Annotated in this window: 1 protein-coding gene; it reads left to right on the top strand. The window is 47.6% G+C overall.

Annotation, left to right across the window (positions count from 1 at the left end):
* The coding region (locus JYB63_RS22870; RefSeq protein WP_205660221.1) for a peptidase M16 family protein at positions 1 to 275 on the top strand (275 nt) is incomplete at its 5' end.
* Positions 276 to 290 lie beyond the last annotated feature (15 nt).

The raw sequence follows: 290 nt of genomic DNA, 5'->3' as shown, positions 1-290 counted from the left end.
AGTTGGACAGCGTCAGAGCAGGAGACATATCCGATACAGAGATGATGCAGACGAAAGCGCTTCTCATCAACTCGTTGAAGGAATCACTCGACTCGGCACGTGGCCAAATCGAATTGGATGATCAATATACAGAGATGGCCGGTGGTTTAGAGCCAGAACGCTTGATCGAGAACTGGCAAAATGTAACGAAAGAAGACGTTTCCGAAGCGGCTAAGCTACTGTCGTTGGAAATGACGTATTTCTTATCCGGCAAGGAGGGGTCTGACGATGAATAAAGTGGAATTCGCACA

The organism is Aliamphritea spongicola (assembly GCF_017051665.1).
Taxonomy (GTDB): domain Bacteria; phylum Pseudomonadota; class Gammaproteobacteria; order Pseudomonadales; family Balneatricaceae; genus Amphritea; species Amphritea spongicola.
This window is presented reverse-complemented; position numbering and strand designations above follow the sequence as displayed.